This is a genomic window from Myxococcus hansupus (assembly GCF_000280925.3).
GTDB lineage: Bacteria > Myxococcota > Myxococcia > Myxococcales > Myxococcaceae > Myxococcus > Myxococcus hansupus.
Map to the genome: position 1 here is coordinate 1,989,794 of NZ_CP012109.1, position 26,020 is coordinate 2,015,813.

The window sequence follows — 26,020 nt, forward strand, 5'->3', positions numbered from 1 at the left end:
TCTCCTCAAGGACGTCCTCCCAGCGCCGCCCCTTCGGATGGAAGCACGTACAGTCCGTCCAGCGAGGGCAGGCCTTGCGCGTCCATCATCACCCCGCCCACGTCTGGCGCGAAGCGCATTCCCAGCCCTTGTGCATAGAGCGGCACCAGGGGCACGGACCCGGCCAGGGCCAGGGCCCGCTCACGTGCTCGGGTGTCCCGTGCGGCGGCGGCCGGAAGCGCGCCAATGGCGGGCAGCTCCACGCCCAGCAAGTCCCGCCGCCCGCCCGCATCCAGCACCACCGCCAGCGCGGGGCCGGGGATGGGGGGCAGGAGCAGCGCGTGCAGCATCAGCTCGAAGTCGCCCTTGGCCCACCGGGCGCGAAGGGCCGCGCGCGAGAGGGCTTCCAGCGCCACGGTGTAGCCGCGGTCGTGCAGCTTCACCTGGATGCGCTCGGCCACGGCGCGCTGGTCCTCCACCGACGCGTCATAGAGCAGCGTCACCTTTCGCGCGGGATTCGCGGAGGGCGCGGCCGGGCGGGGACGGCCGGGGGCGTCCAGCAGCGCCGGTGGCAGCAGGTGCGGCATGGGCTGCGCGGGGGCCTGGACGAAGAGGCGCGTCAGGTCCTCGCGGTCGATGGCGCTCTCCACGGCCTGTCGGAAGTCCGCGGGCAGGCGACGGGGCGAGAACGCGAGGAACGTGGCGTAGAGCGCGGTGCCCGCGACGGCGTCCGTCTCCGACGCGACGCCCAGCTCCACCTGCACCTGGCGGGACGACCACAGCCGTGAGAGCCCGCGCTGATCCGTGGCCGTGAGCAGCAGCCGGTCCAGGTACGGGCGGCCCTGGGGCCAGGCGACTTGTACCTCCAGGGCGCCTCGACCCGCCGCGATGAAGGGGCCCACGGTGGTGGCGGAGACCGGGGGCGCCAGGGCAGGGTGGCACAGCGCGCGCTCCAGGTCCGGCCAGGGATAAGCCAGCGGGAGCTCCAGCACGGCGCCGCGAGGCGACAACTGCCGCGCTTCACCGCGCACGGCGTGGAAGAGGGCCCGGTAGGGGGAGGCGCCCTCGTTGCTGGCAAGCCGCATCCACGCGCGCGCGAGCCCCTGGGCGGAGGTGGCGCCAGGCAGGGTGAGTTGCAGGGCCTGCGGGGTGGGCCTCGAAAGTTGGCGTGCGAGCGCGGGCACCACGCCGCCGTCTCGCGTGGCCTGGCACACCGGGCGGGACAGCAGTCCCAGCAGCGTCGCCTCCAAGGGCGTGTCGGCGAGCGCGGGCTCCCCAATCTCGGGAGGGCCGCCGTGGGCGACGCGCAGCTCGCCGCCATAGCGGGGGCGTCCCGCGGCATGCGCGGACGCGGACGCGAGCAGCGCGACGCAGGCGAGGGTGGAGCGGAGTCTCATGGCGCACCCTGACGCAGGAGGAAGAGCTCGCTGGTGCCATCCGGCTTCCAGAGGCCCACGATGACCTCGCGGCGTTTGTCGCCGTCCAGGTTGGCCGTCACCACGTACAGCGCGCGGCCCGCGGGCAGGGCGCCCTGCCACAGCGGCTCCTGCGCGCTGGGGTCGCTCCCGGTGGTGGAGAGCACGCGAACGCGGTCGGGGGACGGCGAAAGCTGGGGGGAGGTGGTGATGAGCTCCAGGACGCCGTCGCCATTCAGGTCCCCCAGCGCGCTGCCCGCGCCCAGGCTGCTCCACCGGACGGGGGCTGCACCCGCGTGCGCGTAGTACACGGCGGAGCCATCCGGATGGACGAACAGCATCCGCTGCGTGTCCAGGCTGGCGGTGGTGAAGGGCGCGGGCACCGTCAGCGAACGGCCATCCGCCAGCGTGACCGTGGGGGCGAAGGCCGTCTGTCCCGGGACGAAGCTCCCGCGCTCCAGGGGGCCCAGCGGCGCCTGGTCCACCGTGCCCACCGTTCGGAGCGTGCCTCGGGCCTTGGTGTCCATCGCGAGCAGCTCGCCGTGCGCATGGCGCGTGCTCCACGCGGCCACGCGGGGCGGGCCTGGAAGGATGGCCAGCGCGCCAAAAGGCTCTCGCGTGGTGGCGCTCGATGCGGGCAGGGCATCCAGCTCCTTGCGCGCGATGAGCCGTCCCCCCGCGTCGAACACGGAGACGTCGTGCTCCGTGAGGGCCACGATTTCATCGCGCCCGTCGCCGTCCAGGTCCCCCGCTGCGAGCGCCGCCAGCGGATGGTCCAGGGTGGCCAGGGTGGCTCCCAGCAAGCGGATGCCCTGGGGCGTTGGCTCGGTCGGCACGGAGGGCGTGGTGCCACCGGCTTCCAGCGCGAGCGCCAGCACCGCGGCGTCGGCCGGCACCGTCTCCACCAGCGTGGCGGCGGGCCTGGCGGGGCGCGTGGGCGTGCGGCCGGACCAGAAGTTCACCCAGGTGCCCAGCACGTCGCCGCGTGCTCGCAGCTCGCCACCTTCCACGTCCAGGGACAGGCGCACGAGTGTCCGCGCGCCCTGGGCGCGGGCCAGGGTCTCCGCGGCTTCGGCCGTGGGCGCCTCCAGCACCACGGGCGCAAGCCCGGCGGAGGCCAGTTGCGAGGCCAGCAGGGTGCTCACCGCGCGGCGCAGCTCCGCGGACGCGCCCGTGAGGTTCACCGCGACAGGCGCTTCCACGCGCTGCGCGCGCACGGCCGCCGTCACCTGCCGGGTGAGTCGGGGGATGGCGGCGGTGCTTTCCGAGGACGCGAGGACGGATGGGGCCGCGAGCGCGGCGAGGACCGGGGCCCAGACCCAGGAGTGGCTCACAAACCCCGCCTGTTGCCTTCGTCGAGGAAGAACTGGTCGGTGGTCACCTGGCCGGGCGGAGGCGCCTCGGCGGTGGGCTGGGTGCCATCCAGGAACGGCTCCAACCGGCCCGGGACGGAGTTGCCCGCGAGCAGGCCGCTGATGGGGTCGATGCGCACCTGCACGACGCCGGAGGGGACCTCGAACTCCCGCGTGGGAAGTCCCTCATGGGCCACGCGCATGAACTGGAGCCAGATGGGCAGCGCGGCGCGGCCACCCGTTTCGCTGCCGCCCAGCGGTGCGTTGTTGTCGAAGCCCACCCACGCGCTGGCCACCCAGTCCGCGGTGTAGCCGGAGAACCACGTGTCTCTCGACTGCTGCGTGGTGCCCGTCTTGCCCGCGGCGGGGCGCTCCAGTGCGAGCACCGCGCGGCCCGAGCCGTCCTCCACCACGCTGCGCATCAGCGACGTGGTCAGGTAGGCCACGGCGGGCGGCAGCGTCTCCTCGAAGGCGGGCTGGTGCTCCTCCAGCACCTTGCCGTGCGCGTCCCGCACGCGCAGCAGCATCAGGGGCTCCGCGTACCGGCCGGTGGCCTGGAGCGTGGCGTAGGCGTTGGCGGCCTCCAGCATCGTCACCTCACCCGTGCCCAGGGCCAGCGTGAGGTTCTCCGGCAGCGGCGAGTGGATGCCCGCGCGCCGCGCGAAGTCGATGGTGGTGGCCGGGGTGAGGGCTTCGATGAGGCGCACGGACACCGTGTTCTTCGACTTGGTGAGGGCCTCGCGCAGCGTCATCGGGCCCTGGAACTGACGGTCGTAGTTCTGCGGCTTCCACGTCTTGCCCGTGTACGGGTCGCGCACGGCCTCGGGGGCATCGTTGATCTTGGACAGCGGCGTGTAGCGTCCGCTGCCCATGGCGGCGGCGTAGAGGAAGGGCTTGAAGGACGAGCCCGGCTGCCGCTTCGCCTGCGTCGCGCGGTTGAAGGAAGACCGCTCCGCGTCGTAGCCGCCCACCAGCGCCACCACGTGCCGGTTCTCGGGGCGGATGACCACGAGGCCGCCTTGCACCTCGGGCACCTGGTCCAGCGTCGCCTCGACGAAGGCGGGCGCGGGCGGGGCCTTGAGCACACGCACGAAGACGAGCTGTCCCTCCTGGAACACGTCGGAAATCTTCTTGGGGGCGCTCTTGCCCTTCTGCTTCGCCCAGCCGACGGTGGCGTAGGGGATTTCGGCGGTGCGGCCCACCAGGTCCACGCGCGCCACGTTGCGCTTCTCGTCCACCAGCGTGACGTAGCCGGTGAGGCGCAGGCCTTCCTCCATGGGCTTGAGGCGCACCGACTGCGTCAGGACTTCATCCGCGGAGAGCGGCGCCTCGTCGTCGGGCGTCAGGTCCGGCCGTTGCTCCTCGGCGCCTTCTTCCTCCAGCGGGTCCACGGACGCGCCACCGGCCTCCGGTGCCGCCGGGTCCTTCTCCGCCTTCGCCAGCGGGGCCAGGTCCGCGACGTAGCCCTGGTCCTTCTGCCGGCGCCCGGCCTCCTCGATGCGGGTGGCGATGAGGTTCCGGTAGCGCTCCCACTGGCCCTTCTCCAGCGTGCCACGAGGCCCGCGGTAGCCCTGCCGCCGGTCCACCGCCTCCAAGCCGTCACGCACGGACTGCTCCGCCGCGATTTGCAGCTTGGGCACCATGGCGATGTCCACCCGCAGCCCGCCCTCCATCACCGCCTGTTCGCCGTAGCGCGCGATGAGGGTGCGGCGAATCTCCTCGGTGTAGTACTGCCCCACGGGCGTGCCGCGCCGGGGCGCCAGGACGATGGGATTCTCCTTCTCCGTCTCCGCGACCTCGGCGGAGATGAAGCCGTTGCGCGCCATCTGGTCCAGCACGTAGCGCTGACGCGACTTCGCCCGCGTGATGTTCGTCACCGGGTTGATGCGGTGGGGCGACTGCACGGTGCCCGCGAGCACCGAGGCCTCGCTCACGTTCAGGTCCTTCGCGTGCTTGCCGAAGTAGAAGAGCGCGGCCTCCTCCAGGCCGTAGCGGCGCTGCCCGTAGTAGGACTGGTTGATGTAGAGCGAGAGAATCTGGTCCTTGGTGAGCGCCTCCTCCACGCGCGGGGTGAGGATCCACTCGCGGGCCTTGCGCGAGAAGCTGCGCTCGGGCGTGAGCAGCAGGTTCTTCACCACCTGCTGGGTGATGGTGGACGCGCCCGACTTGCGGCTGTTGGGGATGAGGTTCTTGATGGCCGCGCGGGTGATGCCGAAGAAGTCCAGGCCCTCGTGCTTGTAGAAGTCCGCGTCCTCGGCCGCGAGGAAGGCGTTGCGCGCGTGCGGTGGCAGGTCCTCCACGCGAATCAGCGTGCGGCGCTCGTGCGCGAACTCGGCGCAGAGGCTGCCGTCACCACACATCACCTTGGTGACCTGCGGCGGCTGGTAGTTGCGCAGCGCATCCACGGAGGGCAGGTCCTGGCTGTAATAGATGTAGCCCCCGACGCCCACGGCGACAGCGAGCACCAGGCCCACGATGCCGGTGATGAGCAGCCGCTTCGTCCAGCGCCACAGGCGGGCGCCGAACCCAGGGCGCGCCGGGGGAGTGGGTGTGGAGGAATCGGGCGAGGAAGGCATCGAGGGAACCGTGGGCATCGCGCGGGACTGAAGAGAAAGTGCGCAGGTTAGACCGGGGGAGGTGGAACGGGAACCGCTCTGGCGACCTGCCCGGTGCAGGCCCTCCAGGCAGGAGGGCGCTAGGGGGACGTCACCCCCTCACCCTGGGTGGAGCGAGACTGCCCACGCGGTGTCTGGGCGCCGCCGACGTCCACCTGGGCCATGCGACGCATCCGGTCGGCGTTGACGCGAGCTTGGACGTAGCGGGGGGACAGGTGCATGGCGGCGGCATACGCGGCGCGGGCGTCGTCTTCCTGTCCGAGCCGTTCGAAGGCCACACCCAGGTTGTTGTGCACGTAGGCCACGTGGGGAAGCAGCGCCGCGGCTTGCGTGAGGGCCTCCGCGGCCTTCTGGTTCTCCCCGGCGCGCAGATAGGTGAAGCCCAGGTTGTTGAGCGCGAAGCCATGCTCTGGATTCAGGTGCACCGCCTGCTGGAAGCGGAGCATCGCCGCCGACAGCTCGCCTTGGGCCAGGTGCGCCCGGCCGAGCACCTGATAGGCCTCCACGTATTCGGGATTGCGAAGCACGGCTTCCTCGCCCGCGGCCACCGCCTCGGGGTGGCGGCCCATCGACACCAACAGCCGGGCCTGTCGCACCAGGGGGCGGGCATCCAAGGGCAGCAGGCGGCCGAGTTGCCCATACGCCCGCACCGCCAGGTCCATCCGCCCGGTGAGGCCCGCGAGCTCCGCCACCATCGACACCGCGGCCGTGTCTTCCGGCGCGTCGTGAACGGCGCGACGGCACTCGGTGAGCGCGCCAGACAGGTCATCCCATTCGCGCAGCAGGTGCGCCCGGCTCAGGTGGTCCACGCGGCGTCCATGGACGTGCGGCAAGGCGAGGGAGGTGTCCACATCCGGTGCCGCGCGAGAGAGGCCGGGGGCGTCTTCGTTGCCCGGCGTCGAAGTGCTCGCGTCAACGACGATGCCCGTTCCGGCGGAGCGGCCCTCGGCTTGGGCGACGTCGTTCGTGCGCACCCACGCGGCCAAGGTGTGGCCCGCCGCGCTGCCGTCCCCTGGCGTCAGGGGCTGTTCCGGCGCTGGGAACGCGACGCGCACGACCGCGAGCCGCGCGTGTTGGCGCTCCGAGTCGAGCCACGTGCCCAGCGCTGGCGGCAGCGGCGCGTCCGCCCACGCGACAATCAAGCCGAGCGCCACCAGGCTGACGGGCACCAGCGCGGTCCGGACGGCGGACGGCAGGGTGAGGCCAGCGAACCGCGGGGTCTTCGAGTTGTCGTGGCGCATGGTTCTGACCGGGGCTCCAGGGCGCCGTGTGTCGGCCTCCCACCCGGCGTCAATGCGACGGGCGTGCCACGCCTCCGCCCCGAGGGGCACAGGGGCGTGTGTGGCCCCCTGGCCACAGGGCAGGGGAAAAGCGTGGCGGGGGGCGCGGGCGGCATGCGACGGTCCGCGCGATGAAGATCGCGACCTGGAACGTGAACTCGGTGCGGGCCCGGCAGGAGCGGTTGCTCGCCTGGTTGAAGAAGGCGCAGCCGGATGTCCTCTGCCTGCAGGAGCTCAAGTGCGTGGACGAGGACTTCCCCCTCGAGGCCGTGCGGGAGCTGGGCTACCACGCCGCCATCCACGGGCAGAAGACGTACAACGGGGTGGCCATCCTCGCGAAGGAGGAGCCGAAGGACGTCGTGAAGGGCTTGTCCGACGGCGTGGAGGACTCCCACGCGCGCCTCATCGCGGCGACGGTCGGTGGCATCCGCGTGGTGAGCGCGTACGCGCCCAATGGCCAGTCGGTGGATTCGCCCCAGTACCACTACAAGCTGGAGTGGTACGGCCGGCTGCGGCGCTATCTGGACACGCGCCACAAGCCCGACGAGCCCCTGGTGCTCGGCGGCGACTGGAACGTGGCGCCCGAGGACATCGACACCTACGACCCGAAGCTGTGGGAGGGCCAGACGCTCTTCACGCTCAAGGAGCGAGACGCCCTCCAGCACCTGGGCGCCTTCGGGCTGTCGGACGCCTTCCGCAGGCTGCACCCCGGCGTGCAGAAGTTCACCTGGTGGGACTACCGCATGCTCGGCTTCCCGAAGAACCTGGGCCTGCGCATCGACCACCTCTATGTGACGGCGCCCGTGGCCGAACGGCTGACGGTGGTGGACGTGGACCGCGAGGAGCGCAAGGGCAAGCAGCCCTCGGACCACGCGCCGGTGTGGCTCGAGCTGCGCGACTGAGTCACCCGCGTCCCCGGAAGCTCCCCGGCTCGACGTCGTCGGGGCGCTTCCAGGCAATCGCCCCCCAGGTTGCGCGTACGCCTTGGGGCATGCGCCCTTTCTCGCTCGTCTGCGCGGTCCTCGCCTCGGTGGCGGTCCCATTTCCCGTCGGGGCCCAGGCGCCCTCGGCGCCGTCGCTGTCCGAACAGCTTCCAGGGGTCTGGGGCAACGAGACGCACTTCGGCCCGAAGGTTCGCGGTGCCCTCACGGTGGACGGGCGCCAGGGTGAATGGCGGGCCCAGGTCTCCGGCTTCGACGTCACCGCGAAGCGCGCTGGGGCCGACGTCACCTTCGCCCTGCCGGAGAACCAAGGCGCCTTCCGAGGCCGGTTGTCCGCGGACGAGAAGTCAATCGAAGGCTTCTGGATTCAGCCGCCGGGCATGACGCTGAGCGCGTCGTACGCCACGCCGCTCCGGTTGCGCGCCAGCAGCCCGCGTGTCTGGGAAGGGGTGGTGGCGCCCCTGGACGACACGAGCTCCATGTACCTGCGCATCCAGCGCGAACCGGATGGCTCGCTGACAGGCTTCATCCGCAATCCCGAGTTCAACTTCGGTCTGCGACGGCCCTTCAAGTTGGAGGTCCAGGGCAACGACCTGACCTTCGTCAACACGCGCCGCAAGAACGACGCGCTCAGGGGGGTCTTCGACGAGGAGACGGGCAACATCTCGCTGCGCATCCAGGGCATCGGTCAGTTCGAGTTCTCCCGCCGCGACGAGCACACCGCGCCCCGCTTCCACCCGCGCACGCCCGGCGCGTCCACCTATGTCTACCGGCCTCCGGTGACGGGGGATGACGGCTGGAAGACGGCGACGCTGCAGAGCGTGAAGCTGGACCCGAAGCCCATCGCCGCGCTGGTGCAGTCCCTCACGGACGCCACCGCGACGGATGTCCACGCGCCCTACATCCACGCGCTGTTGATTGCCCGGCACGGGAAGCTCGTGGTGGAGGAGTACTTCCACGGCCACGGGAAGGCGCAGGTCCACGACATGCGCTCAGCGGGCAAGACGCTGGCGTCGGTGTTGCTTGGCATCGCGTTGGAGCAGAAGAAGGGCGTCACGGTTCAGACCCCTGTGTCGCGGTTGCTGCCCGGCCACGAGCCCCTGTTCCAGGAGGACCCGCGCAAGCAGCGCCTCACGCCCGAGCACCTGGTGACGATGACCTCGGGGTTGAGCTGCGACGACGACGACGGGGATTCGCCCGGCAACGAGGACGTGATGCAGTCGCAGCGGGCGGAGCGGGATTGGCATCGTTACGCGGCGGCGCTGCCCATGGCGCGGGAGCCGGGCGGCACGAAGGCCGTCTACTGCTCGGCGGGCATCAACCTGCTGGGCGCCGTCATCTCCCAGCAGTCGGGAATGCGGCTGCCAGAGTTCTTCGAGCAGCGCTTCGCCCGGCCGCTGGACATTCGCGACTACCACATGAACCTGATGCCAAACGGGGAGGGCTACCTGGGCGGCGGCATCTACCTGCGCCCCCGGGACGCGCTGAAGCTGGGACAGGTGTTCCTCTCCGGCGGCCGGTGGAACCAGCGGCAGGTGGTGAGCCCGCGTTGGGTGGAGGCGTCGACGCAGCGGCACGCCGAGTTCGCCAGCGACCACGGTTATGGCTACGCGTGGCACCTGCACGACATGAAGGTGGGCGAGCGCACCTATCGCGAGTACGCGGCGGAGGGGAACGGCGGCCAGTTCGTCATCGTCGTGCCGGAGCTCGACCTGACGGTGATGATTGCCGCGGCGAACTACGGCGACTTCGCGCGCTGGTATCGCTTCCAGGACCTGGTGCCCCAGTACATCATCCCCGCGGTCCTCGACGCTCCGGCCGTGAAGCCACCCCGGGCGCGCGAGTAGGGGCGCGCGCGGCGATTCATGCGATGCTCGCGGGCCCGAGGCCATGACGACGCCACCGCCCGAATCGCTGCCGTTTCCTGACAGCCTGTGTCATCGCTGCGCGGCCCCGCCGCGCTACGTCCAATCGCGGACCACCACCTTCATCCTCTGTCCGCTGCTGCCCCAGAAGTACCCGCCGCAGCCCGTGCGCGGGTGCGCCCTCTTCAAGCCCAAGGCTCCGGACGCGCCGCCGCACCCTCGCTGAGCAGGCGCCCGGTTGGACTCGCGGTGAAATGCTGGGAATCCAGGACTCGCGATTGCCGGGCGTCTGATGTCACAGCGGGATAGATTGCCGGCCGTGGCTGAAGCGAGAAACCCGAACGCACCCCCCGAAGGCGCCGACGCGACGGTGCTCTCACCGCAGCGTCCCGTCATCACCGGCGCGGATGGCGGCGAACTGTTCGCGGGCCGGTACGTCCTGGAAGGGCTGGCCGGCCGCGGTGGCATGGGCGCGGTGTACCGGGCGCGGGACACGCTGGTGGGCGACGTGGTCGCTTTGAAGATGTTGGAGCTGGGGACCTCGCCCGCGCCGGAGTGGATGGAGCGCTTCCGCCGCGAGGTCCGGCTGGCCCGGCGCATCACCCACCGTCACGTGGCGCGGACCTTCGACCTGGGCGAGCACTCCGGCTGTCTGTACCTGACCATGGAGTACGTGGAGGGAGAGAGCCTCCAGACGTTGATGGAGCGCGAGGGCGTCATTCCTCCCGCGCGCGCGGCCCGGTGGCTCCTGGCGCTGTGTGAGGGATTGACCGCGGCCCACGCGGCCGGCGTGGTGCACCGCGACCTGAAGCCAGCGAATGTGCTGGTGGAGTCCAGTGGCCGCGTGGTGCTCACCGACTTCGGCATCGCCCGGGCGGTGGCGGGGGAGGCGGCGTCGCGCACGCAGGGGCTGGTGGGCACGCCCATGTACATGGCGCCCGAGCAACTGGAGAGCGGCGAAGTGGACGCCCGCGCGGACCTCTATGCCGCGGGCCTGGTGCTGTACCAGTTGCTCACCGGCACGCCGCCGTTCTCCGGTGATTCCCCCATGGCGGTGGCGGTGGCGCGGTTGCGGCAGCCGCCTCCCGACCCGCGACGGCTCTCCGCGGTGCCGGACGCGTTGGCGGAGCTGGTGCTCGCGTGTCTTTCGCGCGAGCCCTCCGGCCGGCCCGAGGACGCCGCCTGCATGGCGGACACGCTGCGGCAGTGGCTCCACGCCGTGGGCGAGCCGGTGGAGCCCGAGCACACCCACGGCGCTCACCCCGTGTCGCGAGCGCTGGCCTCCACGGGTTTGTCCTCGGTGGCCGGGACACCGTCCGCGGTGGGGCTGCCCCGCTCGACGCCCCGGACGCCGCTGCGCCCCGATGAACAGTCGCTGGCGGTGTTGCCGCTGCGTTTCCTGGGGCCTCGGGACCAGGAGTCCCTGGGCGATGGCGTGACGGAGTCCCTCATCGACGTGCTGTCGAGGACGCGTGGGCTCCGGGTGCAGAGCAGTGGCGCCACCGAGCGCTTCCGGCACGAGCGAGAGCCACGCACCGCGGCGCGGGAGCTGGCGGTGGAGTTGCTCGTGGACGGGACGGTGCAGGCCGCGGGCAAGACGGTGCGCGTGACGCTGCGGGTGGTGGAAGGCGCGACGGGGACGCAGGTGTGGAGCGGCCGTTTCGAGGACTCGGACGACGACGCGTTCTTGCTCCAGGACCGACTGGCGCAGCGGCTCGCGGAGGCCCTTCGCGGTGAGCTGTCCATCCTGGCCTACCGCGCCACCGTTCCCTCCGATGCGCTGGCCCTGTACCGGCAGGTGCTGTCACGGATGCACTCGCATTCGATGACGCGGGAGCTCAAGGACGAGGTCATCGAGCCGCTCGAACAGCTCCACGTCTCGGTCCCCGGCTTCCTGCCCGCGGTGGCGCAGCACGCGGTGGCGACGCTCCGGGCGGGCTTCCTGCGCACCCTGGCGGACGACCTGGATTGGGACACCCTGGGGCGGACCAGTCTGGAGCGGGCCCTCCGGTTGGCTCCGGAGTTGGTGGAGACGCGCTTGGGGCAGGCCATCCTGGCCATCCGGGATGGGCGGTGGCGCGAAGCGGTGGTGGCCCTGCGCTCGGCGCTCGACACCGCGCCCACCTTCGCGCCCGCGCTGCAACTCCTCGGCAACCTCCAGTGCGAGGCGGGCCGCGCGGATGATGGCCTGGACCGTTTGAAGTTGGCCTACGCCCTGGAACCCGGCATGGCCATCAGCCTCATCGAGGTGGCGCGATGCAGCGCCCTGCGCGGCGACGAGGCCACCTACCAGGCGTGTCTGGCCCGGCTGCAAAGCCAGCCCTTGTTGAGCATGCCGACGAACATCCTCCGCATGCGTGTCTTCGCCTGGAAGGGAGACATGGACGGCGTGCGACAGTGCCGGGAGGCGCTCAACGAAGACCCGAGCCACATGGCCCTCCACGTGGCCATGTATTGCTCGGTGACGTTGGGCGAGCTGCCCGTCGAGGGCGTCGTGGCCAGCATGGACGGGATGCTCACCCGGCAGGTGAACTCGCGCTTCGCGTCGATGGTGTGTCAGCTCGCGGCGGAGCTGCTGTGCATCCGGGGCATGCCCACCGAGGCGCTGCGCTACCTCCAGCAGGCGGCGGACTCCGCGCTCATCGACCTGGAGTGGATGGACCGCTGCCCGGTGCTGGCGCCCTTGCGCGCCCAGCCGGGCTTCACGGAGGCGCGGCGCAAGGTGCGCTCCCGCGTGGAGTCCATCTGGTCCTCCTGAAGCGCGGCCGTCCGCCGTTCAGCCCGGGCCGGTGACGCCGAGGAGCTGGGCGTGCAGCGCGGGGGAGACCAGCCTCGCGAGCTGGGGCATCCGGCCGTGTTTGCACTCCACGAGGAAGGCGTGGAGGGATTCGGCGGACAGGCCATGCAGCAGCAGCCGGAAGCCCGCGCGCATCGTGGTCAGCGGAATCATGGGGTGGCGGTTGTTGACCAGCGCGACCAGCCCGGGCGCCTGGAGCAACGTGGCCACGTAGAGCGCGATGGTTTCGTCCAGTTGGAGGGAGTTGCTCGCCCGCCAGAAGTCCCGGTCCGTGAGGAAGAGCTGGTACACGGGCGTGAAGATTTCGATGGCGGATTGCAGGTCCAGCACGTTGGTCCATCGGTTCGGCAGCGGCTCGATGGGGAACGTGTCGGAGATGCCGCTGAAGTCGAGCCGCGCGGGCGGCGTGAGGGTCCGCCCTTGTTCGCGCAGCGCGCGGTTCAGCCGGATGACGAAGTTGTAGATGTTGAGGTCGTGGTTCAGGAAGATTTCGTCCTTCACGTGCTCCAGCGTCGTGGGACGGATGGGGCTGGTGGGCACGCCCAGCTCCGGCGTGTTCCGGGCGATGAAGTCCAGAATCTCCGTGCCCACGTGGAAGTGGCGCAGGATGAGCGAGTTGGCCTCCGGGCTGACCCACGTCTTCAACCCCCATGCGAGCAGCCGGTGCAGCAGCTTGGAGGACGTGAAGCGGTTGGGGACGAACAGCTTCAGCAGTTGGAAGAAGACGATGTACATCCGCGCGATGGGGCGGATGACGGGCAGCAGGAACTGACGCGAGCGCGAGCGCTGGTCCACCAGCAACTCCGCCTTGGCGCGCTCGCTCATGGGGATGCTGCGGTCCAGGAACAGGGCCACCCACGGGTCCGGGTCTTGCGGGTCGTGCGGCGCATCGTTCAGCAGGGCGACGGGGTCGACCCGTGACGGCTCAGACATTGCCCAGCTCCTCCAATTGCAGCAGGTACAGCCGCGCCGTCACCTTGGCCGTCTTGACGATGCGCGCGGCCAGCTCCGGCGTGAGGATGCCCGAACCCAGCGCGCCCTCCAGCCGGTCCAGGTGCGTGCCGTCATTTTCACCGTGGTACAGGAAGAAGCGGACCTGCTCCTCCTCCAGGCCAAGCTGCTCCCGGATGGCCAGGCCCCACTTGCGCGCCACGCGGCTGCCCAGGCCCTCGATGATGAACATCGCGCCCAGCAGGTCGAAGGGGTTCTCCTGGCTGGCGCGGTGGAACATCCACGCGGACAGCGCCTCGCTGCCAATGTTCTTTGGCGCGCGGGTGATGTCCTCGTGGGTTCCGCCGACGGAGACGTAGTGCCGCTCCAGCATCTCGTAGTCGCGGTGTTCCTCGCGGGCGTGGCGGATGAAGGACGAGCGCAGCGCCAGGTGCTCGGCGGTGATGCTGGACGCGGCGCGGGCAATCCACCGTGAGCCTTCCACCACCTGCTGGCGCAGGTTGATGAGCAGCTCCCGGTAGTCCTCGTGCGTGAAGACGCCGCGATTCAGCTTCTGGAGCAGCGGCACCTGCTGGAGCCGGGACTCGAAGTCCACCCAGACGTGGGTCAGCTCGCGGACCAGCTTCTCCTTCACCGGGTCACCGCCCGCGGCGGGCAGGGGAAGGGGGCCGGCGTCCTCGGTGGAGGTGACGCTGGCCAGCTCCGGCACGGCGGCGCGGCCCGGAGCCACGACGGTGAGCATCGCGTAGCAGACGATGAATCCGCCGCTCTCCGGCACCATGCAGAAGATGCGTTCGCCGGGGCGCACGCGGCCCTCGTTCACCAGCTCCTCGAGCATGAGGAAGATGGACGCGCAGCCCGTGTTCCCTCGCGTGGAGAGGTTGGTGAACCAGCGCTCCTCGGGGATGCGCACGCCGCCCTGCTCCAGCAGCTTGACGATGGGCTGCTTGAAGTAGTGGGACGAGTAATGGATGAGACACCAGTCGATGTCCGCGGGGCGGATGCGGCCCTGGTCCACCAACGCGAAGAAGCCATCCACGCCCAGGGAGACGAGCGACTCCAGCCGGCGGATGTCCTGTTTGATGTTGAAGACGCCCGCGGCGGTGGCCTCGGTGACGGAGGGGGCGTCGAGCCACGTGTCGCCAAAGCCTCCTTCGGGCGCCCGGTTGGCGCCGACGTACATGCCCAGCTCATGGCGGTTGGCGTGGGAGCGGATGTCCATCCACTCCACCTTGAGGCTGGGGCGGGTGGGGTGGGGCGTGGGTTGGAGCACCGCGGCGCCCGCGCCATCGGAGAGCATCCAGCGCAGGAACTCCGCCTCGAAGGGGAGGGCGTTGGCACCACCCGCGACCTCCTCGTAGTGGCTGGCCTTGAGCAGTCGGCTCACCAGCTCGCTGGCGCAGACGACGGCGCGGTCCGCCTCACCCGCGGCCACCTGGAGCGTCGCGTTGCGCAGCGCCTGCATGCCACTGGAGCAGATGCCGTGCAGTGACGCGACTTCACAGGCGGGTCCCCCCAGCGCGTGGTGGACCTGGCTGGCGAAGCCGGGCAGGACGAGGTCTCCCTGGGTGGTGGCCGTGACGAGCAGGTCCATCTCCTTCAAGGTGATGGGCGACCGCTCCAGCGCGTCGTGGATGGCGCGGACGGCCAGCTCCCAGTTGCGGAAGCGCGTCCGCTGCTCCGTGTCGATGGCGTAGTGCCGCTGGGTGATGCCGTTCTGAGACAGCACACGGCTGCGCGCGCGGGAAGGACGTCCCCGGACCTTGCCGAGGTACGTCTCCATCTGCTCGTTGGAGATGGGCTCTCCCGGCAGGAACTTCCCCAGGCTGGTGATGAACACGTCTCGTGACATGGGCACGAACGATACCCGGGCCGGGCCGCCGCGTGACGCCCCCGTCACCCGCGCGTCATGACCGCCTCCGTCAGGCATTGCCCCTGGCTTCGCGAGACATGGCAGGTCACGTGAAAACCCTGGCGTGAGCGAGATTAAGCAGCATTTTGCGTTTAAACGGCTTTGTCTGTTATGCGTAGCCCAGGCGGGACGTTCGCCGGTGCTGGTCGAAAGCCGCCGTCCCGCTCAGGAGAACGTCCCCCATGATTCGACGCCTTACCCTCGCCATCGCCGTGTGCGCGACTGCGTGCGCACCGGAAGACAGTCCCCCGGAGGTCGCGGAGGCCGAAGTGCTCGGTCAGCAGGAGCAGGCCGCCGAGCCCTTGGGCACACCCTCGGAGGCCAACGCCATCCGGTTCCTCGAGCAGGCCACCTTCGGGCCGAAGCTCGCGGCGGGTGCCAGTCCGCTGCCCATCGACTCGGTGGAGTACGTGATGGCGCAGGGCATCACCAATGCCATCACCGTCCAACTCAGCGCGCCCCGGTCCACCTACAGCGGCGCGCTGGAGACGCGCGACATCGGCTCCCAGTTCTTCACGAACGCCATCCAGGGGCGCGACCAGCTCCGGCAGCGCGTGACGTTCGCGCTGAGCCAGGTCTTCGTCGTCTCCCAGACGGGCATCCCCAACCTGACGAGCACGCCCGAGTCTGAGCCCAAGCTGGCCATGGCCGGCTACCTCAACACGCTGTCCGCGAACGCCTTCGGCAACTTCCGCACGCTGTTGGAGGCGATGACGCTGGACCCCGCCATGGGCACGTTCCTGGACATGGCGAACAACAAGGCCTTCCGGACGAACGGCCAGGCGGTGGCACCCAACGAGAACTACGCGCGGGAGATGCTCCAGCTCTTCACGTTGGGGCTCCACAAGCTCAACGACGACGGCACGGAGATGGTGGACGCCCAGGGAGCGCCCATCCCCACGTACACGGAGGCCCACGTCCAGGCCTTCGCCCACGCGCTCTCGGGGTGGACGTATGCCAGCGCCACCGGCTGCCCGACGGTGGGCCGTTCGAACACGGCCAGCTACGCGCAGAAGATGATTGGCTGTGACGTGAATCACGACTCGACGTCACGCGTGCTGCTCCGGGGCGTGTCCACCACGGCCGGCGGTGGCGCGGCGGCGCACCTGAAGCAGGCGCTGGACAACGTCTTCGCGGACCCGAACGTACCGCCGTTCATCTGCAAGCAGCTCATCCAGCACCTGGTCACCAGCAACCCGCGCCCGGCCTACGTCCGGCGCGTGGTGAACGTCTTCAAGAACAATGGCAGCGGCGTGCGCGGGGATTTGCGCGCCGTGGTCCGCGCGATTCTGGAGGACGACGACGCGCGCGGTCCGCAGGCGCCGCTGGCGCAGTACGCCAGTTATGGGCACCTGCGCTCGCCCGCGCTCTTCGTCACCACGCTGATTCGCTGGTTGAACGGCACGCTGGACACGGTGGGCGGCACCAAGGACCCCGGGGCGAAGCTGTATGCCTGGAGCAGTGCCATGGGGCAGGCGGTGCCCCGTCCGCCGTCCGTCTTCAGCTACTACCCGCCGAACGCGCCCGCGCCGGGAGGCAATGGGCTGCTGGGGCCCGAGTTCGCCATCCTCGACACGGCCACCGTGGCCGCGCGCGCCAACTTCGTGCACGAACTGCTCTATTCGAGCACGCCGGCCAACGCGGGCGTCCTGGTGAATGTGAGCGTGCTCCCGGCCGACTCCAATGACCTGGTGATGTGGCTGGGCCGCTACTGGCTGCACCACACGATGTCCTCGGAGCTGCAGCTCACCGTCTTCAATGCCATCACCGATTCGCGCGCGGGAGACTCGACGCGCAGGCGGAAGCTGGCTGTCTATCTCACGTCGCTCTCCCCCGAGTTCCAGATTCAGAGGTAGCCCATGTCCTTCTCCCGACGACAGTTCCTTCGTGGTACGTCCAGCGGCCTGGGCTTGCTCGCCGCGTCGTCCGCGCTGCCTCGCTGGCTGGTGGGCGAGGCGCAAGCCGCCACCCTCAATGGCTACGCGGGCTACCGCGCCATCGTCAGCGTGTTCCTGCTGGGGGGCAACGACGCCAACAACATCCTGGTGCCGCTCGGCGCCACGCCCTATGCGCACTACCGCGCGGCGCGGCCGAACATCGGCATCCCCCAGGCGGACCTGCTGCCCATCAGTCCGACGGGGCTGGGGACGAACTCCTACGGACTGCACCCCGCGCTCAAGAAGGTGCAGGCGCTCTTCGGACAGCAGCGCGCCGCGCTCGTGTGCAACGTGGGCTCGCTGGTGGTCCCCCTGCGCAAGCCGGATTACGGCAGCGGCGCCACGCCCCTGCCCGACAACCTGTACTCGCACAGCGACCAGCAGGACGCGTGGGCCAGCGCCATCGCGAATCCCGCCACCGCGCCGGTGCCCTTCGAACTCGTGGGCAAGGCGACGGGGTGGGGTGGCCGGACGGCGGACAAGCTCCAGGGGCTGAATCCGTCCCGGCCCCGGTATCCGGACGTCGTCTCCTTCGGAGGCAAGCCGCTGTTCGCCGCGGGCGCCGTGCGCCAGCCGATGATGGTGTCGTCCAGCGGCACGCTCGCGTTCCGTCAGACGTCCGACGCGAACTTCAACGCGCTCCAGACGGAGGCCCTCTCCCAGGTGATGACGCACACCCATGGCGTCACGCTGGAGGCGTCATACGGGGGCATCTTCACCCAGGCGCAGACCTTCGCCACGTCCCGCGCGGCGGCGCGCGATGCCGCGTGGGCGGCGCTCCCGGTGGCCACGCAGACGGCCATCGACGCGCTGTTCGTCCCGCCCGCGGGCGCCACCAACTGGACGCTGCTCACGCAGCTCTACCAGGTGCTGCGGGACATCCTCGCGGGCGCGACGGCCACGGGCCAGGGCGGCCTGGGGCTGCGGCGCCAGGCGTTCTCGGTGGGCCTGGGCGGCTTCGACACGCACGTGGGGCAGTTGCCGATGCAGAACTCGCTGCTCACGCAGCTCGACTTCGCCCTGGATGCCTTCTACCAGGCGTTGGACGTGCTGCGTTCGTCCGGCGTCTTCGGCGCCACGCCGCCGCAGGCCACGCTCTTCACCATGAGCGACTTCAGCCGGACGATGGTGGAGAACTCGGACCGGGGCACGGACCACGCCTGGGGCGGCCACGCCATCGTCATTGGCGACCGCGTTCAGGGCGGCCGGTTCTACGGCACGTACCCGAACCTGGACCTGTCCGCCAACGGGGTGAACAACCTGGACACCACGGACTCGCGGGGCCGCTGGATTCCCACCCTGTCGGTGGACCAGTACGCCTATTCACTGGCGTACTGGCTGGGCCTGTCGACGGCCGCCGAGCGCGAGTACGTGTTCCCCAATCTCGCGGGCTACATCACCGCGGCGACGGCGGGCGGCTTCCCCTCCTCCGCGCGCAACAACCGCGTTGGTTTCATGCTCGCGGACACGTAGCGCCGCCACGGGGCCCCGGTGCGTGGGTCGCGCCGGGGCCTCGGTGCCGGGAGCCGTCTACTGCGCGGTGCCCTTGGCGAGCTCCGCGACGTAGGCCGCTGCGATCTTGGAGAACTTGAGCGCGTGCGTGGCGGTGTTGTTGGACTGCGTCAGGGTGTCCCGGGACGTGTGGATGTGGGGGTTCTTCTGGACGACGGTGCCCTCGAAGGGGATGGAGGCCGCGAAGCCCTGGCCGTGCCAGGAGGCGTGGTCCGAGCACCCGTAGCCGCACGTCGTGTTGGTGAACGGCACGCCGACGTAGGTCGTAATCAGGTCGCGGATGAACTGGTTCTGCGGCGCGTTGGTGTTGTCGGTGACGATGCCCACGTCCGCCGTGGCGTTGGGGTGCTTGTAGTTCGTCATGTCGAGCTGCATCACCCCGACGACGTTGATGCCCTGGTTCTTGTGCGCGACGGCAATCTCCCGCGAGCCGCGCAGGCCCGTCTCCTCCGCGGCGTAGGCCATGAACTTCACCGTGCGCTGGGGCCGAAAGTTGCGAGCCATGGCGACGCGGATGACCTCGGTGAACGTCGCGATGCCGGACGCGTCGTCGTCAGCGCCGGGCGCGGCGCTGGTGGAGCTGATGGAGTCCAGGTGCCCGCCCACCACGACGACCTCGTTGGGCAGGGTGGTGCCGCGGATGGTGAGGATGACCGACGGCTGCCGCCAGCCCGAGTGCGGGTAGTACGCCACGGTGACGTCCGTGCGCCCCGCGCTGGTGGCGTAGCCCTGCCACTTGTTCAGGACGAGGGCCGCGGCGTCCACGCCCCCTTGTGAGGTCTGACTGCGCGTGGGGAAGGCGGACAGCTCGGCGATGGTGGTCCGGATGTTGTCCGCCGAGAGCGCGCCGATCAGCGTGTTCGCCGTGGCCGCGTTGGTGAGGGTGTAGCTGACGGCCTTCTGGTTCTTCACCGGGGGCGCCGGCTCCAGGGAGGCGATGGCCTCGTCTTGCGTCTCGTACGTGATGAAGCCCGCGCACCGGTTGAACTTCTCGTGCATGAGCAGCGCGAGCCGCGACAACTGGGACTCCTTCATCTGGAACACACCCGCGTGTTCCTGCTGCTTGAGCGCGGTGGGCACGCTCCAGCCTTCGGCCGCGAAGGCCTCTTGCATGGGCGCGATGGCATCCGTGCCGAGTGCAATCCAGACAGTCTTGTCGTTTGGCTTTGCCTTGATGGGCTCGGCAAAGGCCAGCGGGGCATTCAGCAGCAACACGGCGACCGGCATCCACGTCTTCATCCGCATGGGGCCTCCAAGGGGGCTGACTGCGCTGAGCAGCCTCTGCTTTTCCCGAAAAGAAGGCTTACAATGGGGGCCCTGGGGTGTGGGAAAGAAAACATACCCAGCGTGAAGTGCCGGGTGCCCCTCGTCACGACGCGCGACCGCCCTGGAATGTTTCACCCGGACACCTTCACTCGTTGGGAGTCGAATCATGCGTCGTTCCCCCTCGTGGTTTTCCTGGATGTGCATCGCCGCCCTGAGCGCCACGGCTTGTGGTGGCACGGAGATGGAGGCGCCGGCACCCGAGGCCGAGCGGGAGGTCGAGCAGTTCAAGTACTACGCGTACTGTGAGACGGACGCGCACGGCTACCAGACGGGGCGCTGCCTCGACTTCCACGCCTATGCGTACTGCGCGGACGCGCCCCTCCTGGGCTGTCATGTGGGGGCCCGCGCGCCCATCTCGCGTGTGAGCCAGGCCTGCGGCACGTACGTGAACGACTCGAACTGCGACGGGAAGTACCTGCCCGACCTCATCGAGATGTAGGGGGAGCCGCCGGGCGGCGCGTCACCCGCTCGCCGTGAATCCCGCGGGTTTCGGGCGCATCGCAAGGTCATCGACCCGGTGCGCCGGGGGGCCTCCGCTCGTGCATGGCTTGCACGGCGCGGAGGCTGCGGGAAGGATGGACGGCCATGGACTGCGACTGGCTCATCATCGGCTCGGGGTTCGGAGGCAGCGTCAGCGCGCTCCGGTTGACCGAGAAGGGCTATCGCGTCGTGGTGCTGGAGAAGGGCCGCCGCCTGCGCGCCCCCGACTTCCCGAAGACGAACTGGGACCTGCGTCGCTGGCTGTGGATGCCCACGCTGGGGTGGCGGGGCTTGTTCCAGATGTCGTTCTTCCGCCACGTCACCGTGTTGTCGGGTGTGGGCGTGGGCGGCGGCTCGCTCGTGTACGCCAACACGCTGCCCATCCCGAGGGACGACTTCTTCCAGGCCACCTCGTGGGGGCACCTCGCGTCGTGGAAGGAGGAGCTGGCGCCGCACTACGCCACCGCCCGGAGGATGCTGGGCGCCACCACCAACCCCCTGCGCACCGTGCCCGACCAGGTGTTGCAGGAGGTGGGCTCCGACATGGGCCGCACGGATTTCCAGCCGTCCACCGTCGCCGTGTATTTCGGAGAGCCCGGCGTCACGGTGAAGGACCCGTACTTCAACGGCGAGGGGCCGGAGCGCACGGGCTGCACCGCGTGTGGTGGCTGCATGCTGGGTTGCCGTCACGACGCCAAGAACACCCTCGACAAGAACTACCTCTACCTGGCGGAGCGGCGCGGTCTCACGCTGCACGCGGACACCGAAGTGACGTGGGTGCGGCCGCTGCCCGAAGGGGGTTACGAGGTGGAGGCGCTCCAGGGCGCGCGGCGCTCCTTCCGGAAGAAGGTGCGCTTCACCGCGCGGCACGTCGTCTTCGCCGGTGGCGTGCTGGGCACGGTGGACCTGCTGTTGAAGTTGAAGGCGAGCCCGGACGGACTGCCGCGCCTGTCGGACCGCTTGGGGGATGGCGTGCGGACCAACTCCGAGGCGCTGATGGGCATCGTGAGTGGCCGCAAGGAGCATGACTTGTCGCGAGGCATCGCGATTGGCTCCATCCTGCATACCGATGCGCAGTCGCATCTGGAGCCGGTGCGCTACTCCGCCGGGTCGGGGTTCTTCCGGTTGTTGATGGCGCCGCAGGTTCCGGGGGCCACGGTGCTTCAACGGCTGGTCCGGCTGGTGGCGGTGCTGGCCCGGCATCCGTTGCGTTTCCTCAAGGCGTGGTTCGTCCCGGAGTTCGCGAAGCGGACGGTGATTCTGCTCTACATGCGGACGCAGGAAGGGCACCTGCGCATGCAGCGCTCCCGGCGGCTGGGGTTGGGCACGGCGCTTCAGTCCGGTCCCGCGCCGTCGGCCAACATGCCAGAGGTGTTCGAGCTGGCGCGGCGGGTGGCGAAGAAGCTGGACGGCTACCCGATGACGATGGTGGTCGAGACGCTGCTGGGCATCCCGACGACCGCGCACATCCTGGGCGGCTGTTGCATGGGGGATTCTGCCCAGACGGGCGTCATCGACTCCCAGCATCGGGTGTTCGGTTATGACGGCTTGTATGTGGTGGACGGGGCCGCCATCTCCGCCAACCCGGGGGTGAATCCGTCCCTGACGATCACGGCCCTGGCCGAGCGGGCGATGGGCTTCATCCCCAGGGCCCCGACGGTGGGGGCCGGGGCGCCCGCGTCCACCCCGGGCGCCCACGTGGGTTGAGGCTACAGGCGGACCTGGAGCTCGTAGCGGCGGTTCTTCGCCTTCTTGGCGGCGGTGTCGTCGGGCTTCACCAGGGGCTTCTCGGAGCCGTGGCCCACGGCGAGGATTTCGTTCCGGGGGATGCCTCGGGCGATGAGCTCCTTGACGATGGTCTCCGCGCGCTGCTCGCTGAGCTTCTTGTTCTTGGCCGCGTCACCGGTGGAGTCGGTGTGGCCGGAGACCTCGAACTTGTAGGACTTCACGCCCGCGGCGACGAGCTGCTTCTTGGCGTCGACGAGCGCGTTGGTCAGCTTCTTGAGCTTCGCGTCGCAGCCGGGCTCGAGCTGGGCGGTGCCCGTCTTGAAGCTGCACTGGTTCTGCCGGCCTTCGTCCATGAGCTTCGTGTTGACGCGCTTCTCCACGGCGGACTTGCCGGCGTTGCCAGCGGCCTTTCCGAGGGAGTCGAGCGCGCCCTGCGCGGAGGCCACTCCGGGAAGGGTGAGCAGCGACACGGCGATGCACAGGGCCTTGAGCTTCATGCGTGAGGACTCCTCGGTGGAGGGCGGGTTCGCCCGGTGAGAGGCTGCCCAGGTGGCGCGGGTTCGTCCAGCCTCACGGTGTCCCCCGAGGAGGGAGGCGGGCGGCGCGTCCGCTCGGCTGGTAAAACTTGCCTCGCACCCTGAGGGCGGCAGCATGTCGCTCCAGGTCCCTTCGCACAGCGAGGCAGGCGTGAGCGGCAGCAGTCGAACGGAGCGGTGGCAGCAGCTTCTGTCGGGGTATCGGGTGGGGTCGGGCAACAAGCCGGTGGAGGAGCCGGCCCCCGTCCTGAGCGACATGGATGCGCTGCTCCAGGACGAGCGGACCGACTACGACCGGGACTACGACCGCATCGTCTTCTCCGCGGAGTTCCGCTGCCTGCACGACAAGACGCAGGTGTTTCCCCTGTCCACGAGCGACTACACCCGCACGCGGCTGACCCACAGCATCGAGGCCTCGTGCGTGGGCCGCTCCCTGGGGGCGCTCGCGGGCCGGGGGCTGCGGGCTCGGGAGGTCTTGGTGAATCCCTCGCACCTGGGCACCATCGTCGCGGCGGCGTGCCTGGCGCATGACATTGGCAATCCGCCCTTCGGGCACTCGGGCGAGGCGGCGATCCAGCACTGGGTGTCGCAGCGGTTGACGAAGCCAGGGGAGGGGCGGACCAGCCCCTTCGCGTCGCTGGCGGAGTGGCACGACCTGGAGTCGTTCGAAGGCAACGCGCAGGGCTTCCGCATCCTCAACCGGCTCCAGTCTCGCGAGCGCCGGGGCGGCCTGCGGTACACGGCCGCGACGCTGGGGGCCATGAGCAAGTACCCGCGTGCATCCGTGCTGCCCGGCGGGCGTGCGCGGGACAAGGCGCGCGTGTCGGAGAAGAAGTTCGGTTACTTCCAGGACGACGAGGGCCTGGCGCTGGAGGCCTATTCGGCCATGGGGCTGGTGGCGCGGGAGGCCGGCGTCTACTCCCGCCATCCGTTGGCGTTCCTCGTCGAGGCGGCGGATGACATCTGCTACGCGGTCATCGACTTGGAGGACTCCGCGAAGCTGGGGCTGATTCCCCTCCGCGATGCTTGTGAGCTGATGGAGGCGGTGCTGCCCAAGCCGGTGAATGGGCCCGTGCGCCCGCCGCCGTCGCACCTGGAGACGCGGCTGGCCCAGGCTCGGGCGCGGGCGATTGGTGAGCTCATCCAGGCCTGTGTGGCGGTCTTCCTGGAGAACGTGGAGGCGATGGAGGCGGGGACGTGGGAGACGCCCTTGGCGTCCGCGCGTGACGACGTGTCGAAGCCGCTGAAGGCCATCCGCAATCTGACCCGTCGTTACGGCTATGAGAGCGAGCGCGTGCTCCAAATCGAGAGCGCGGGTTTCAAGACGCTGGGCGGCCTGTTGGACATGTTCGCGATGGCAGTGGTGACGGACACGCCGAACCGCGAGGAGAAGAAGCTGCGGCAATTGTTGCCACTGGACTTGTTCCAGCGTCCGGAGCACGCGCGGGAGACGCAGTCGGAGCACGCGTCCCGGGAGGATGCCATCAACGAGGCGGTGGCCCGCCTCTCGAAGTACCAGCGGCTGCTCTGCGTGACGGACTACATCTCAGGCATGACGGACGGCTTCGCGGTGGAGCTGTTCCAGCGGCTGTCCGGCATCAAGCTGCCGACGTAGTCATCGAAAGGGCTCAATCCCCGGAGACGGCAAGCTGCCAGTCGCCTTCGGGTGTGATGCCCACGCGCAGGCCCAGGTATCCGCCCTGGTCCTTCATCCCCCGGACCTCTGCGTCCGAGTAGATGCCCGAGATGGCGGCCCAATCCTTGTCGGACTTCGCGCCGGTGACATGGACCGCCGGCCAGAAGTAGAGGTTGCCCTCCTTCGCATAGGGCAGGTTCAGGACCTGGACGATGCGCGCCAGGTCGGGGTTGCCGTTCTTCTCCGACTTGCGCCAGTAGTCGCCCGCGTCGGTGTCTCCGCCGTAGGAGAAGCGCACGGCCTTGCCGTTCTCGTCCGCCAGCGTGTTGAGCGCCGCGTAATCACACGCCACCGCGGCGGCGATGATGCGCTGGCGCATGGACTCCGCGGCGGGCGGAAGGGGGGGCGACGCAGGGGCCGCGCGCGGCGACAGACCCGAGGCCGAACACGTGGCCTTCTCTCCCGCGGGGGCCCCCGTGTACTCGCCCACGCCCGAGTCATTCGTTCCGGGTGCCTGGGCGCCCGAGTCGCCGCCGGCCGTCCCCGTGGCTGCCGTGGGCTGTTTGGAGGGCGGTGGCGCCGCGCTTTCCGGGGCGGGCGTGGGTGCCTGCGCCTCAACGGGAGCGGCGGACTTCCCAGTGTTGGTTTCAGGGGTCCGCTCGGTGCAAGCGAAGAGCGAAGCAGCGGCGCAAAGCGACAGCAGCGAGGTGCGGTTCATGGCGCACCCGTTCTAGTCCAGCGGCGTTTCACGGAGCGCCGGTTTCGGTTCCTCAGCCCCCGCCTTTTGGTGACTCGATGACGACTCCAAACGGGTCGAACGGCCGCTCGTCCTTCTTCTCCGGCGCGCGGGGCGTCGTGCCCGTGGGAGGGCCCGGACGGACCGACGTATAGGGGTCGATCTTCACCGGAATGCCATACACCTTGGGGTTCTTCGGCGACTCCGCGGGCTTGCTTCCGAAAGGAGGGCTGGAGTTGTCGCTCATGCCGTCCATTCTAGCTCGGCGTCCGCCTGTCCGGTTGTCCGCCCCGGAAAGGTGACTTCTTGGGCAATCGTCCCACCAGGGCGATACTTCCTGCCCATGTGCGGCCGTGTCACCGTTCGAACGTCTCCTGAGCAGATTGTCACCGGGCTGGGCCTCGCGGGCGTCCGCACCGCGGTCCAGCGCCCCCGCTTCAACCTGTGTCCCACGCAGTTGATGCCGGTGGTGACCAATGACGGCGCCCGGATGTTGGATGCCTTCCGCTGGGGCCTCATCCCGGGTTGGGCGAAGGACCCGTCCATCGGCAACAAGCTCATCAATGCCCGAGGTGAGACGGTGGCGGAGAAGCCCAGCTTCCGCTCCGCGCTGAAGAAGCGCCGCTGCCTGGTCGTCGTGGATGGCTGGTACGAGTGGAAGCAGGACACGAAGCCGAAGACGCCCTTTCACTTCCACCACAAGGATGGGCAACTCCTGGCCCTGGCCGGATTGTGGGAGGAGTGGACGGCGCCGGACACGGGCGAGGTGCTCAACACCTGCACCATCATCACCACCGGGCCGAACGCGCTGATGGCGCCCATTCACGACCGGATGCCCGTCATCCTCGCCCCCGAGGCGCAGGAGCTGTGGCTGCGTCCGGAGCCGCAGGACGCAGCCGTGCTGCTCCCGCTGCTGGTGCCCTTCGCGGAGGATTCCCTCGCCGCGTACGAGGTGTCGCGCGTGGTGAACTCCCCCGCCAACGACACCCCGGAATGCGTGGAGCGCGTGGCCGCCTGAGCGG

The 26,020-nt window shown here is 69.8% G+C and carries 20 protein-coding genes; 10 read left to right on the plus strand and 10 right to left on the minus strand.

Features of this window, described 5'->3' with window-relative positions; genetic code table 11:
- Nucleotides 1-5: 5 nt before the first annotated feature.
- From A176_RS08195 to A176_RS08210, 4 genes are all read right to left on the minus strand, one after another.
- Nucleotides 6-1,376 (minus strand): periplasmic substrate-binding domain-containing protein, encoded by a 1,371-nt coding sequence (locus tag A176_RS08195; RefSeq protein ID WP_002640826.1) that lies wholly within the window; start codon nt 1,374-1,376, stop codon nt 6-8.
- Nucleotides 1,373-2,728 carry an FG-GAP repeat protein gene (locus A176_RS08200; protein ID WP_002640825.1) on the minus strand — a complete coding sequence of 452 codons (1,356 nt, stop codon included), beginning with the start codon at nt 2,726-2,728 and terminating at the stop codon, nt 1,373-1,375. The genes A176_RS08195 and A176_RS08200 overlap by 4 nt, the downstream gene beginning before the upstream one ends.
- The gene (locus A176_RS08205) at nt 2,725-5,340 is read right to left on the minus strand and encodes a penicillin-binding protein 1A (RefSeq protein WP_002640824.1); all 2,616 of its coding nucleotides are present in this window, start codon (nt 5,338-5,340) and stop codon (nt 2,725-2,727) included. The genes A176_RS08200 and A176_RS08205 overlap by 4 nt, the downstream gene beginning before the upstream one ends.
- A gap of 101 nt (nt 5,341-5,441) precedes the next feature.
- Nucleotides 5,442-6,602, minus strand: coding sequence for a tetratricopeptide repeat protein (locus A176_RS08210; protein WP_002640823.1), 1,161 nt, complete (start codon nt 6,600-6,602; stop codon nt 5,442-5,444).
- Between the two features lie 170 nt (nt 6,603-6,772).
- Here A176_RS08210 and xth point away from each other — a divergent pair, with 170 nt between their 5' ends.
- The 4 genes from xth to A176_RS08230 all read left to right on the plus strand — a co-directional run bounded on the left by xth (nt 6,773) and on the right by A176_RS08230 (nt 12,205).
- Nucleotides 6,773-7,543, plus strand: coding sequence for an exodeoxyribonuclease III (gene xth, locus A176_RS08215; protein WP_002640822.1), 771 nt, complete (start codon nt 6,773-6,775; stop codon nt 7,541-7,543).
- Nucleotides 7,544-7,632: 89 nt separating this feature from the next.
- Nucleotides 7,633-9,429, plus strand: coding sequence for a serine hydrolase domain-containing protein (locus tag A176_RS08220; protein WP_002640821.1), 1,797 nt, complete (start codon nt 7,633-7,635; stop codon nt 9,427-9,429).
- 43 nt (nt 9,430-9,472) lie between these two features.
- Entirely contained in the window at nt 9,473-9,673 is a 201-nt protein-coding gene (locus tag A176_RS08225) for a hypothetical protein (protein WP_002640820.1), read from the plus strand.
- Between the two features lie 93 nt (nt 9,674-9,766).
- Entirely contained in the window at nt 9,767-12,205 is a 2,439-nt protein-coding gene (locus tag A176_RS08230) for a serine/threonine-protein kinase (RefSeq protein ID WP_044891120.1), read from the plus strand.
- A gap of 18 nt (nt 12,206-12,223) precedes the next feature.
- Here A176_RS08230 and A176_RS08235 read toward each other — a convergent pair whose 3' ends face one another.
- On the minus strand, nt 12,224-13,177 hold the full coding sequence (locus A176_RS08235) for a DUF6999 family protein (RefSeq protein WP_002640818.1): 954 nt from the start codon (nt 13,175-13,177) through the stop codon (nt 12,224-12,226).
- Complete coding sequence (locus tag A176_RS08240) at nt 13,170-15,047, minus strand: StlD/DarB family beta-ketosynthase (RefSeq protein ID WP_044891119.1); 1,878 nt, start codon at nt 15,045-15,047, stop codon at nt 13,170-13,172. The genes A176_RS08235 and A176_RS08240 overlap by 8 nt, the downstream gene beginning before the upstream one ends.
- 242 nt (nt 15,048-15,289) lie before the next feature.
- On the opposite strand from A176_RS08240, the gene A176_RS08245 reads away from it, so the two are divergent.
- Nucleotides 15,290-16,963 (plus strand): DUF1800 domain-containing protein, encoded by a 1,674-nt coding sequence (locus A176_RS08245; RefSeq protein WP_002638959.1) that lies wholly within the window; start codon nt 15,290-15,292, stop codon nt 16,961-16,963.
- A 3-nt stretch (nt 16,964-16,966) separates the two neighbouring features.
- Nucleotides 16,967-18,517, plus strand: coding sequence for a DUF1501 domain-containing protein (locus A176_RS08250; RefSeq protein WP_002638958.1), 1,551 nt, complete (start codon nt 16,967-16,969; stop codon nt 18,515-18,517).
- Nucleotides 18,518-18,574: 57 nt separating this feature from the next.
- Here the strand turns inward: A176_RS08250 and A176_RS08255 are convergent, their stop codons facing one another.
- Complete coding sequence (locus A176_RS08255) at nt 18,575-19,795, minus strand: M20/M25/M40 family metallo-hydrolase (protein WP_044891118.1); 1,221 nt, start codon at nt 19,793-19,795, stop codon at nt 18,575-18,577.
- A 193-nt stretch (nt 19,796-19,988) separates the two neighbouring features.
- On the opposite strand from A176_RS08255, the gene A176_RS08260 reads away from it, so the two are divergent.
- Nucleotides 19,989-20,321, plus strand: a complete 333-nt coding sequence (locus A176_RS08260; protein WP_144429518.1) for a hypothetical protein — start codon at nt 19,989-19,991, stop codon at nt 20,319-20,321.
- A 146-nt stretch (nt 20,322-20,467) separates the two neighbouring features.
- On the plus strand, nt 20,468-22,069 hold the full coding sequence (locus A176_RS08265; protein WP_002638955.1) for a GMC oxidoreductase: 1,602 nt from the start codon (nt 20,468-20,470) through the stop codon (nt 22,067-22,069).
- Nucleotides 22,070-22,071: 2 nt separating this feature from the next.
- On the opposite strand, the gene A176_RS08270 is transcribed toward A176_RS08265, so the two are convergent.
- A complete protein-coding gene (locus A176_RS08270) occupies nt 22,072-22,587 on the minus strand; it encodes an OmpA family protein (RefSeq protein ID WP_002638954.1) in 516 nt (171 codons plus the stop codon).
- Nucleotides 22,588-22,831: 244 nt separating this feature from the next.
- Between A176_RS08270 and dgt the strand changes: the two genes are divergently transcribed.
- Nucleotides 22,832-24,241: a dGTP triphosphohydrolase gene (gene dgt / locus A176_RS08275; protein ID WP_044891117.1), complete on the plus strand. Its 1,410-nt coding sequence runs from the start codon at nt 22,832-22,834 to the stop codon at nt 24,239-24,241.
- Nucleotides 24,242-24,254: 13 nt separating this feature from the next.
- On the opposite strand, the gene A176_RS39750 is transcribed toward dgt, so the two are convergent.
- Nucleotides 24,255-24,980, minus strand: a complete 726-nt coding sequence (locus tag A176_RS39750) for a hypothetical protein (protein ID WP_226994241.1) — start codon at nt 24,978-24,980, stop codon at nt 24,255-24,257.
- Between the two features lie 52 nt (nt 24,981-25,032).
- Entirely contained in the window at nt 25,033-25,245 is a 213-nt protein-coding gene (locus A176_RS08290) for a hypothetical protein (RefSeq protein ID WP_226994242.1), read from the minus strand.
- Nucleotides 25,246-25,341: 96 nt separating this feature from the next.
- Between A176_RS08290 and A176_RS08295 the strand changes: the two genes are divergently transcribed.
- On the plus strand, nt 25,342-26,016 hold the full coding sequence (locus A176_RS08295) for an SOS response-associated peptidase (protein ID WP_002638950.1): 675 nt from the start codon (nt 25,342-25,344) through the stop codon (nt 26,014-26,016).
- Nucleotides 26,017-26,020 lie beyond the last annotated feature (4 nt).

Coding starts and splice junctions, on each gene's coding strand:
- A176_RS08195 (WP_002640826.1), bottom strand. CDS start 1,376: ATGAGACTCCGCTCCACCCTCGCCTGCGTCGCGCTGCTCGCGTCCGCG.
- A176_RS08205 (WP_002640824.1), bottom strand. CDS start 5,340: ATGCCCACGGTTCCCTCGATGCCTTCCTCGCCCGATTCCTCCACACCC.
- A176_RS08210 (WP_002640823.1), bottom strand. CDS start 6,602: ATGCGCCACGACAACTCGAAGACCCCGCGGTTCGCTGGCCTCACCCTG.
- xth (WP_002640822.1), top strand. CDS start 6,773: ATGAAGATCGCGACCTGGAACGTGAACTCGGTGCGGGCCCGGCAGGAG.
- A176_RS08220 (WP_002640821.1), top strand. CDS start 7,633: ATGCGCCCTTTCTCGCTCGTCTGCGCGGTCCTCGCCTCGGTGGCGGTC.
- A176_RS08225 (WP_002640820.1), top strand. CDS start 9,473: ATGACGACGCCACCGCCCGAATCGCTGCCGTTTCCTGACAGCCTGTGT.
- A176_RS08235 (WP_002640818.1), bottom strand. CDS start 13,177: ATGTCTGAGCCGTCACGGGTCGACCCCGTCGCCCTGCTGAACGATGCG.
- A176_RS08240 (WP_044891119.1), bottom strand. CDS start 15,047: ATGTCACGAGACGTGTTCATCACCAGCCTGGGGAAGTTCCTGCCGGGA.
- A176_RS08245 (WP_002638959.1), top strand. CDS start 15,290: ATGATTCGACGCCTTACCCTCGCCATCGCCGTGTGCGCGACTGCGTGC.
- A176_RS08250 (WP_002638958.1), top strand. CDS start 16,967: ATGTCCTTCTCCCGACGACAGTTCCTTCGTGGTACGTCCAGCGGCCTG.
- A176_RS08255 (WP_044891118.1), bottom strand. CDS start 19,795: ATGAAGACGTGGATGCCGGTCGCCGTGTTGCTGCTGAATGCCCCGCTG.
- A176_RS08260 (WP_144429518.1), top strand. CDS start 19,989: ATGCGTCGTTCCCCCTCGTGGTTTTCCTGGATGTGCATCGCCGCCCTG.
- A176_RS08265 (WP_002638955.1), top strand. CDS start 20,468: ATGGACTGCGACTGGCTCATCATCGGCTCGGGGTTCGGAGGCAGCGTC.
- A176_RS08270 (WP_002638954.1), bottom strand. CDS start 22,587: ATGAAGCTCAAGGCCCTGTGCATCGCCGTGTCGCTGCTCACCCTTCCC.
- A176_RS39750 (WP_226994241.1), bottom strand. CDS start 24,980: ATGAACCGCACCTCGCTGCTGTCGCTTTGCGCCGCTGCTTCGCTCTTC.
- A176_RS08290 (WP_226994242.1), bottom strand. CDS start 25,245: ATGAGCGACAACTCCAGCCCTCCTTTCGGAAGCAAGCCCGCGGAGTCG.
- A176_RS08295 (WP_002638950.1), top strand. CDS start 25,342: ATGTGCGGCCGTGTCACCGTTCGAACGTCTCCTGAGCAGATTGTCACC.